Source organism: Brucella sp. GW823-FHT04E01, assembly GCF_058796175.1.
Genome location: NZ_JBXAIK010000002.1, coordinates 1,055,194 through 1,064,713 on the forward strand (window position 1 = coordinate 1,055,194; position 9,520 = coordinate 1,064,713).

Sequence of the window (9,520 nt, forward strand, 5' to 3'; positions counted from 1 at the left end):
GTGAGTAATCTGACATGAATTATCTGACACGTCGGCTGCTGACATTTCCCCTGGTTATGCTGGGGGTGTCGATCCTTGTCTTCGTCGCGATCCGTATGGTTCCAGGTGATTCCATTACGGCTATGCTTGGAACGGAAGCAGGGCTGCTGACGCCGGAACAGCGGCAGTCTCTGGCGCAATATTTTGGTATCGACCAAAACTGGACCACACAGTACTGGCGTTGGCTCGGTGACGTAGTGCAAGGTAATCTGGGCGTCTCGGTCACATTCGGGAAGCCAGTTCTGACAGTTATTTTGGAACGCTTCCCGCTGACACTGCAGCTGGCATTGATGTCGATGATTATTGCCTTGCTCATCGGCCTCCCGGCCGGGGTTTATGCAGCAACGCGCAACGAGAAAATGTCCGATCTCGTGGTCCGCATTTTTGCAATGATCGGGCAGTCGACTCCGAGCTTCGTTCTTGGTCTCCTCTTCATTTATATTCTTTCGGCAGGGTTCGGTGTGTTGCCGACTATGGGCGAATTCACGCCGCTATGGGTAAATCCGTGGCAGAATTTTCTACAGATGATTTTGCCCGCCATAACGCTCGGCTGTGCATTTGCGGCGTCGGTCACACGTATATCGCGTTCGGCTATGCTGGATGTTCTAAGTGATGATTATGTTCGCACTGCCCGCAGCAAGGGTGCCTCGGCTCGCTCTGTCATCTGGCGACACGCATTGCCGAACGCACTCATCCCTGTGGTGACGCTGAGTGGTGTAGAATTCGGTTACCTTCTGGGCGGAGCTGTGCTGGTCGAGCAGATCTATGCTCTGCCGGGGCTCGGACGCATGGTGCTGGATGCCATATTGCAGCGCGACTATGCGCTGGTACAGGGTAGTATTCTCTTCATCGCGTTCAACTTCATGATCGTCAATCTGCTTGTTGATCTTCTTTACGTTGCGCTCGATCCGCGCATTCGTCTGGGGGAAAACTAATGCAGATATTGCGTTCCGTTTTTGCTCATCCGAGTGGTCGTATCGGCGGGTTCATCGTATTGATCTATCTGATCGTCGCGTTTCTGGGGTATTTCGGTTTTACGCCGCATGACCCGTTGATGCAGTACCGGATAGACAGGCTGCGTCCTCCAAGTGCTGCCCACTGGATGGGAACTGACCTGTTCGGTCGTGACGTCATGAGCCGCCTGATGGCAGGCATCGCGCAATCCTTCATCGTTGGCTTTTCTGCGGTCGGAATTGCCGCCATCACGGGCACCGTTCTGGGATTGACTGCGGCATGGTTTGGGCGGTGGTGGGATGGAACTGTCATGCGCGTCATGGACGTGCTTCTGGCATTCCCGGCAATCTTGCTTGCGCTTCTGATCATCGCCGTTGTCGGACCGGGAACAGGAACAAGTATCGCCGCCATCGCCATCGTCTACACCCCGATTTTTACGCGGGTTGTGCGTGGTCCGGCTTTGTCGATCAAAACACGTGAATTTGTTGATGCAGCGCGTACGTTCCACAGTGGCAACCGTTATATCCTTTCGCGCCATCTGCTGCTTAATCTGGTCGCGCCTCTGACCGTCCAGATCACCTTGGCGCTTGCTTGGTCGCTGCTGACTGAAGCAGGCTTGAGCTTCCTCGGTCTCGGCACGCAGCCGCCGGCTTCGTCGCTTGGTCTCATGCTGGCAGATGCGCGCAATCTCATGGAAACCGCGCCATGGCTGCTGGCATTTCCGGGACTGGCGATCATGATCGGTATACTTGGCTTCAACCTTCTGGGTGATGCTCTGCGCGACATTCTCGATCCCAGAATGCGGAGGGTAGCGGCATGAACAAGCTTCTGTCCGTCTCAAACCTTCGTGTCGGTTTCGGGCGCAATCCTGAAGCCAATGAGATTGTGCGCGGTGTGAGTTTCGATCTCGCCGCCGGGGAAACGCTGGCGATTGTCGGGGAAAGCGGTTCCGGTAAATCTGTAACGGCCTTGTCGATCAATCGTCTTGTGGACTTTGGCGGCGGGCACATTATCGATGGAACGATCGAGTTGAATCGCGCGAACGGTATTACCATCGATCTTGCGACCGCGAATGAAGCTGAGCTGACGAAAGTCCGTGGCGCGGAAATCGGCATGATTTTTCAGGAGCCCATGACGTCACTCAATCCAGTGCTCACTATCGGGACACAGATTGAGGAATCGTTTCGTCTTCACCGTGGACTTACCGGCAAGCAGGCAGCTTCCGCTGCCAAGGACGTACTTGATCGCGTACGCATTCCGGATGCTGCACGGCGTCTCAAATACTGCCCGAACCAGCTTTCCGGCGGTATGCTGCAACGGGTGATGATTGCAACGGCGCTTGCCTGCAATCCGCGCCTCATGATCGCCGATGAGCCGACCACAGCGCTCGATGTTACGGTACAGGCACAGATCATGGCACTTCTGGCAGAGCTGAAGCGCGAAACCGGCATGGCGATGATCTTTATCACTCATGACATTGGTCTGGTCGCAGGTATGGCCGACAAGATCATGGTCATGCAACACGGCGAGGCAGTGGAGCAAGGTGAACTGAATGTCGTTCTCGATCAGCCTCAGCATCCTTACACGCAGCATCTCCTGAAGGCTGTGCCACATTTTGAAAGCGGCAAGGCGGTACGAACGGATAACGTACGAGCGGCCAAACCCGGAACGAACCCAATTCTGGCTGTGGAAGGGCTCACAGTCCGGTTCCCCGTCAAGGGCGGCATTCTTGGCCGCAGACTTGGTGCAGTTCATGCCGTGGAGAGTGTCGATTTCGATCTTGTTCCGGGCGAAACACTGGCGGTCGTAGGGGAGAGTGGTTCGGGTAAGTCGACGACTGCGCGGGCGATTCTCGGGCTCGTCAAAGCGTCACGCGGCAAGCTTGAAGTCGGTGTAACAGATACCGCCGACACTCGAAATTCATCTTCTGTGCAGATGGTTTTTCAAAATCCCTATGCATCGCTTAATCCTCGTCTGCGTATCGATAGCATTCTTGCTGAGCCGGTCATAGCTGCTGGCGGGCGCGACGGGCCGGAAACACGACAGAAAATGCTGCAGTTGCTTGACCGGGTGGGGCTGCCTGCAAACAGTCTGGAACGCTATCCGCACGAGTTTTCCGGCGGGCAGCGCCAGCGGCTTTGTATTGCCCGCGCCTTGATGCTGAATCCTTCAGTGGTGGTACTCGACGAAGCCGTCTCAGCTCTCGACGTATCCGTACAGGCGAAAGTGCTGGAGCTGTTGATCGATCTCCAGAAGGAACGTGGTCTCGCCTATCTGTTCGTGTCGCATGATATGGCGGTAGTGGAGCGTATCGCGCACCGCATCGCCGTCGTTTATGCTGGGCAGATCGTGGAAATTGGCGATGCCGCTTCCATCCTGTCTGCACCAAAACACTCCTATACGAAGCGGCTGATCTCTGCCGTTCCAAGTATTGATCGGCGCAACGAACATTTTACCCTCGATACGCGACAAGTGCCTTCACTCGTACGCCCGCTGGGATATGAGCCGGCACCGGCAAACTGGCAGACATATGGTCATGATCACATGGCCCGGACCGAGGCATAACTATCATGGCAGAACCGAATGTCCGCCACTCCGTCGATACTGCTTTTACGGCTCGCTTTGAAAAAGCTTTCAGCCTTCTGACAGGTGCGTGCGACTCAGGCCGTATTCCGGGAGGGGTGCTCGGAATGGTCGATCTCTCCGGCAACCGGGCTGTCCGGGCGACTGGCTATGCGCAGATCATTCCGGCCCGGCGCGCGATGACAACCGATACGTGGTTCGATCTCGCCTCGCTGACCAAAGTGATTTTCACGACACCTCGCATCCTTACGCTGGCCGAGGAAGGTGTCATTGACCTCGATGCACCATTGATCACGTTGCTTCCGGATCTTCGGCAATATGATAATGATGCCTGGGAGCGCAAAGTCACCTTTCGTGAATGTCTCGGCCACCAGACGCCATTTCCGTCGGTCGAACCGATCTACACATATGGACGGGATCCGGAATTGTTGCGCGCATTCGTATTGCAACGCGAATGGAGAGAATCCGCGCTGGTTTATTCAGACATCAATTTCATTCTGCTCGGTTTTGCGATGGAAAGATTTTACGGCAAGACCATTCGCGAGATGGACCCCGGCGAAGGCTTTGCCTTTTCCGCGGAGCCGGAGATTAGTGCCGCTACCGAAGATTGCACTTGGCGCAATCGTGTGCTCTGCGGTGAGGTGCACGACGACAATTGTTCAGCGTTGCAGGGTGCGGCGCATGCGGGTCTGTTCGGTACGGCTGCGTCCATACTTGATTTTGCGCTTGGCTTGCTTGACGGCACGGGTGCATCGCAAAACGTTATCGAACACATGCGCCAACCACTATCCGCCACCCGCACGCATGGCTGGGAACGACCTTATGACGGTTGGTCGGGGGGCAATTTCAATTCGAAGGATACAATCGGGCATACCGGTTTCACGGGAACCGGCTTGTGGATTGATTTTGAAGCGGGCAGGGCATGGACCTTGCTCACCAATCGTATTCATCCGACACGTCACTTTGACAGCGGTATTCTGGCGCTGCGTCAGGGTGTCGGCGACGCAATTTCATTGGGATAGGAGACGTCTATGCAGCCAATATGGGCCGTTGGCCTGATGACCGGTACCGTTCTTGATGGAAACATCGATGTTGCCCTGTTGAAAACTGATGGCGAAACCATTGCGGAATTCGGCGCTTACGCGTTGAAACCTTATCCGCGTTGGATTCGTGATCTTCTCGAACAGGCGCAGGCCGAGGCTCGCGTCTGGAATTTTGAAGGTGCGGAACCTGCGATTTTTGCTGAGGCAGAGGAAGCGCTGACACGCGCCCAGTCTGCGGCTGTGCGCGAACTGGTTGAGGAAAGCGGGCTGTCGATGGCGGATATCGGCGTTGTCGGTTTCCACGGGCAGACGGTTTTGCATCGTGCACCGCAGGCAGGCAGGCTTGGTGATACAAGGCAGCTTGGCGATGGAAGGCTTATGAGCCAACTGCTCGCTACTAAAGTGGCTTATGATTTCCGGACGGCAGATATTCGTGCTGGCGGGCAGGGTGCTCCGCTTGCGGCCGTCTATCATGCTGCCTTGCTGCGCAGTGCCGATGCGAGTGGCAATACTGCGATTCTCAATCTCGGTGGTGTCGGTAACATCACCTGGTGGGATGGTGATGACGCACTTGTGGCATTCGATACCGGTCCAGCCAATGCGCCTATCAATGACTTTATGAAAAAGCGGGGATTGGGCGAAATGGACCGCGACGGGGTACTGGCAGCAAAAGGTAAGGTAGACGAAGACCGGCTCGCCGAACTGCTCAAGCACCCCTATTTGATTGCTCCGTATCCCAAGTCGTTGGATCGCTTCGACTTTACCGAGACGATGGCCGACGGCCTGAACGAGGAAAATGGCGCGGCGACATTGACCGCGTTCACGACCTCAGCGGTGGGGAAGGCTCTGGACATTCTGCCGCGTCGGCCGAAACGGCTTGCAGTCAGTGGCGGTGGTCGTCGCAATCCAACCATGATGCATATGCTGGTCGAGCGCGCCAAGGTGGAACTCGTGCCTGTCGAAACGCTTGGCTGGCGAGGCGATGCTGTAGAAGCTGAATGTTTTGCTTTCCTCGCAGTGCGAGTCTTGCGCGGTTTGCCTATCAGTTTTCCGAGCACAACCGGGGTTCCTGAGCCAATGACCGGCGGAGAACTAGTCGGTTGAAGAGAAAATAACTATCCAATTTCTCCAAAGGGCAGCGTCAATCACGTTGTCCTTTTTGTTTTTAACGGCACGAATTGAGCCTGATTGACCTAGTGCTCAGCTGATACGGCATATTAAAAGCGTTACTATCCAATAAAAACGATCTAACATTAGGGTAATTCACTAACTGCGGTCGTTTGAAGTTACGTTGCGGCAAGCTTGACGCCGATATTTCATTTTTATTGCATAAGAACATGAAAAAATACAAGACTCGTGCGATCTTCACGTTGATTTAGGCAATTCTCTTTATTGGTCTAATTTATCATGGAGAAATGCAATGAAACTAATTCGAGTCCTTGCCTGTCTGCTCTTGCCTTTCGTCTGGCTATCCGGGGCCGCTGCTGAACCGCTGGCCAAACCGACGGGTAAGCCGATTCTGGTCATATCCGGCAATATTTCGAATACAAATGTTGGCGATACAGCACAATTTGACCGGGATATGCTGGAGGCCCTGGGTTTGGTGACCGTAGAAACGGCAAATCCATGGTATGATGGTCGTGTGCGTTTTGACGGCGTGTCGATGGACAAGCTTATGACGCTTGTCGGCGCCAAGGGAACGAAAGTGACTGCGGTAGCGTTGAACGATTATGTTAGCTCGTTACCGATGGAAGACTTCAAGAAGTTCAATGTTATTCTTGCCATGAAACGAGATGGCAATTACATGCCGGTTCGCGATAAAGGACCATTGTTTATTATTTACCCGTATGACAGCGACCCACAGCTCCAAAGCCAGACCTATTACACACGTTCTGCGTGGCAGGTTGCCAAGCTGATAGTTGAATAGAGGCAAAGTGTGAGACGAATTCTAGGCGTCATTATCTGTTGTTTCGTGGTGGCAACGGCCTATATCGCCTATGTCATTGCCGAACGACAGACAGCGCTTCAGAAATTCTCCCGTTATAATGATTCCTGGGCTGTTGGTCAGACAGTATCGGAATATATGCGGCTTGAGCATGTTCTGGCTGGATACGTCCTGGATATGAACGAAGAAACGCGCGACGAAGTGCGGCTTCGCCTCGATATTATGCTCGGGCGACTGGAACTGTTGCAGCAAGGCAATCTGCGCTCCTTCATTCAAAACGATCAGCGGCGACGCGATCTCTTTTTGAAGTTAAGCGACGTTCTTCAGGCACTTGACGTCCAGCTGGATAAACTTGATGCAGACGAGGTCAAAACCCATCTGCAATTAATGAGTGCGCTTGATGGTCCGATGACAGCGCTTGCGTCATCTGCAGTTGAGTATGATGTCGGACTTATCGATGCTGCCCAGGCAGAGGTTCGCCAGTTGCATCTCATCTACACCGGATTGGCGGCGGGCCTCATTCTCTGCGGCGTCGTGCTCGTTATTCTTCTGCTGCGTCACAACAAGCTTCTTGATCGGGCGCATGGCAGCATGCAACGCCTGACAAGCGATCTTCGGCAAGCGACAGGTGAACTGCAGTCGCAGAATTTTCGACTGGAGCACGATGCACATCACGATGCGCTGACCGGATTGCCCAATCGTGTCCTGTTCCGGCAGGATTTGGAGAAAAGGCTTGAAGCCGCACAGACGGGAAGCCAGTCGGCCATTATTCTTCTTCTGGATCTCGATGGGTTCAAGGACGTAAACGATACGCTTGGGCATGATGTTGGCGACGCACTGTTGCAGGCAGTTGCACGACGTCTTACCAAACTCGGCGAACGAGGTGACATGGTGTGTCGCCTGGGTGGGGACGAGTTTGCCGTGCTTTCCACGGGATTACGGGAAGAGGAAGCACTGGAACTTGCGGATCGCCTGATGGACGTGATCAGCCAGCCTTATCATGTCGGCGAGCTGGAAATCAAAATCGGAACCTGTGTCGGTGTCGCAATCTCCGAGGGTGAACCCGACACGGAGGAACTTTTCAAACATGCCGATTTGGCGCTTTATGAGGCAAAGGCTCTCGGGCCTGGTCATGCGAGCGTATTCAAATCGCAGATGCAGACGCGTTTGCGGGAGAAGAAGTCATTTGAGGCCGATCTTCAGAAGGCACTGGAGAATGGTGAAATGGAAGTTTACTATCAGCCGCAAGCCTGCACCATAACGCGTGAGATATGCGGTTATGAGGCTTTGCTCCGTTGGACTCACCCTATCCGGGGGGCAGTTTCACCGGTAGAGTTTATTCCCGTGGCCGAGAAGATTGGCTTTATTCACGCGCTAGGGGATTGGGTGCTCAAGACGGCCTGTCTTGAAGCTGCTCATTGGAATAAGCCGCTCAAGATCGCAGTCAACCTCTCTCCTGTTCAGTTTCGCAGCCTGAACCTCATTCAAAGCGTTATCGATGCCCTGGAGCAAAGCGGCCTCGAAGCGAATCGGTTGGAGCTCGAGATCACAGAATCAGTTCTGCTGGACAAAAATGAGCAGACCTTGAGCACTCTACGCCAGCTAAAAGCATTGGGTATCCAGATCGCGATGGACGATTTCGGAACAGGCTATTCCTCGCTTGGCAGTCTCAGCGGGTTCCCCTTCGACAAGATCAAGATTGATCGATCTTTCGTACGCGATGTGACAACGCGACCGGACGCACTGGCGATTGTCGAACTCGTAACTGGGGTCGGGCGCAGCCTCAGAATGGTAACAATTGCAGAAGGCATTGAAACCGAGGAGCAGTTCGAGTGCCTGAAGCGGTTGGGATGCGATCAAGTTCAGGGTTACCTCATAGGTAGGCCGATGCCAGCTTCAAAACTCAAACATCTTCATGGTCGGAGTGGGCAGGACGTCAAGGCGGTCGGTCATGCATCAAATCGCTGACGATATAGCGGTGTGACAACTGGCATCAGATACGCAAATCAGTTTATGTTCATATGCTAATCACATCGTAAAGTTACGTGTGATGCTTTCAATAAATTGGGGCGCATTTGGTCGTTCGTTCGGACGCAATGCTCCAATGCTGGGGAACTGGGGCGTAGGAATTGCTGAAAGTACATGGGATTAACGTGCCGATCGCATCTGACGAAGTTTCGCCGGTTATCTGGCAGGCTTTGATGAGCGGCAGCTATGAAGCCAAAGAAGCGCGTTCGATTTTCAAGGCAGTGAAGCCGGGAGATCGCGTGCTGGAGCTCGGCTCAGGCATCGGAATTATCACATCGATTATTGCCAAGATTGCCGAGGTGTCTGTTTGGGCTTTCGAGGCTAACCCGTCTACTGCAGCGCTTGCTCAGCGTGTAATCGATGCCAACGGCATCAACAATGTTGTGCTTTCCCAAGGGATTCTTACTGCAGGCGAACCCCGCTCTTTCCGCTTCTATGTGCGGCGTGACCTCTGGATGTCATCCATGGATGAGAATCAAGGGCCATACGAACACGCTATAGAATTGTCCTCGACCAATATTGACGAGTTCATCACTCGCCACGGTATCAATGTTCTTGTCATGGATATCGAAGGCGCTGAGCATCACCTGCTGCAAAACGCCGATTTGACGGGTGTGGAGCGCATCTTCCTTGAATTACATGATCACCTTTATGGCTTGGCTGGCATCCGGGATATGATGCATGCGCTAGCGGCGAAGGGATATGCGTATGATCCACGGGGGTCTCAGGGGCCATGTGTGTTGTTTGCCAAGGACGACGGTGTTCGCGAATACGAACCCGAATAGAGTATCGCGATCATAATATGTGTGTTTTTGAAAAGAGCCGCTTTGAGCGGCCTTTTTCAAGTTGGCCTGTGGAAAGAAAATTCCTTCTTTTTTACGAAACTGCGTTGACAGTTTGGAATGATGGGGTCTATATGGCGCCACAA

General features: G+C 53.7%; 8 protein-coding genes. All 8 read left to right on the forward strand.

Annotated features, from left to right (window positions below):
• Positions 1–14: 14 nt before the first annotated feature.
• Entirely contained in the window at positions 15–974 is a 960-nt protein-coding gene (locus AC1RHM_RS10280) for an ABC transporter permease (protein WP_010661759.1), read from the forward strand.
• Positions 974–1,813 carry an ABC transporter permease gene (locus tag AC1RHM_RS10285; RefSeq protein ID WP_010661760.1) on the forward strand — a complete coding sequence of 280 codons (840 nt, stop codon included), beginning with the start codon at positions 974–976 and terminating at the stop codon, positions 1,811–1,813. The genes AC1RHM_RS10280 and AC1RHM_RS10285 overlap by 1 nt, the downstream gene beginning before the upstream one ends.
• Positions 1,810–3,558, forward strand: coding sequence for an ABC transporter ATP-binding protein (locus AC1RHM_RS10290; protein ID WP_010661761.1), 1,749 nt, complete (start codon positions 1,810–1,812; stop codon positions 3,556–3,558). Before AC1RHM_RS10285 ends, AC1RHM_RS10290 begins: the two co-directional genes overlap by 4 nt.
• Before the next feature lie 5 nt (positions 3,559–3,563).
• Positions 3,564–4,598 carry a serine hydrolase domain-containing protein gene (locus AC1RHM_RS10295; RefSeq protein ID WP_010661762.1) on the forward strand — a complete coding sequence of 345 codons (1,035 nt, stop codon included), beginning with the start codon at positions 3,564–3,566 and terminating at the stop codon, positions 4,596–4,598.
• Between the two features lie 9 nt (positions 4,599–4,607).
• Complete coding sequence (locus AC1RHM_RS10300; protein ID WP_010661763.1) at positions 4,608–5,723, forward strand: anhydro-N-acetylmuramic acid kinase; 1,116 nt, start codon at positions 4,608–4,610, stop codon at positions 5,721–5,723.
• A 316-nt stretch (positions 5,724–6,039) separates the two neighbouring features.
• Positions 6,040–6,546: a putative pterin-binding protein gene (locus tag AC1RHM_RS10305; protein WP_010661764.1), complete on the forward strand. Its 507-nt coding sequence runs from the start codon at positions 6,040–6,042 to the stop codon at positions 6,544–6,546.
• A 9-nt stretch (positions 6,547–6,555) separates the two neighbouring features.
• Positions 6,556–8,532 (forward strand): putative bifunctional diguanylate cyclase/phosphodiesterase, encoded by a 1,977-nt coding sequence (locus AC1RHM_RS10310; protein ID WP_012092576.1) that lies wholly within the window; start codon positions 6,556–6,558, stop codon positions 8,530–8,532.
• Positions 8,533–8,693: 161 nt separating this feature from the next.
• Complete coding sequence (locus tag AC1RHM_RS10315) at positions 8,694–9,377, forward strand: FkbM family methyltransferase (protein ID WP_012092577.1); 684 nt, start codon at positions 8,694–8,696, stop codon at positions 9,375–9,377.
• Positions 9,378–9,520 lie beyond the last annotated feature (143 nt).

Coding starts and splice junctions, on each gene's coding strand:
- AC1RHM_RS10295 (WP_010661762.1), top strand. CDS start 3,564: ATGGCAGAACCGAATGTCCGCCACTCCGTCGATACTGCTTTTACGGCT.
- AC1RHM_RS10300 (WP_010661763.1), top strand. CDS start 4,608: ATGCAGCCAATATGGGCCGTTGGCCTGATGACCGGTACCGTTCTTGAT.
- AC1RHM_RS10290 (WP_010661761.1), top strand. CDS start 1,810: ATGAACAAGCTTCTGTCCGTCTCAAACCTTCGTGTCGGTTTCGGGCGC.
- AC1RHM_RS10280 (WP_010661759.1), top strand. CDS start 15: ATGAATTATCTGACACGTCGGCTGCTGACATTTCCCCTGGTTATGCTG.
- AC1RHM_RS10285 (WP_010661760.1), top strand. CDS start 974: ATGCAGATATTGCGTTCCGTTTTTGCTCATCCGAGTGGTCGTATCGGC.
- AC1RHM_RS10305 (WP_010661764.1), top strand. CDS start 6,040: ATGAAACTAATTCGAGTCCTTGCCTGTCTGCTCTTGCCTTTCGTCTGG.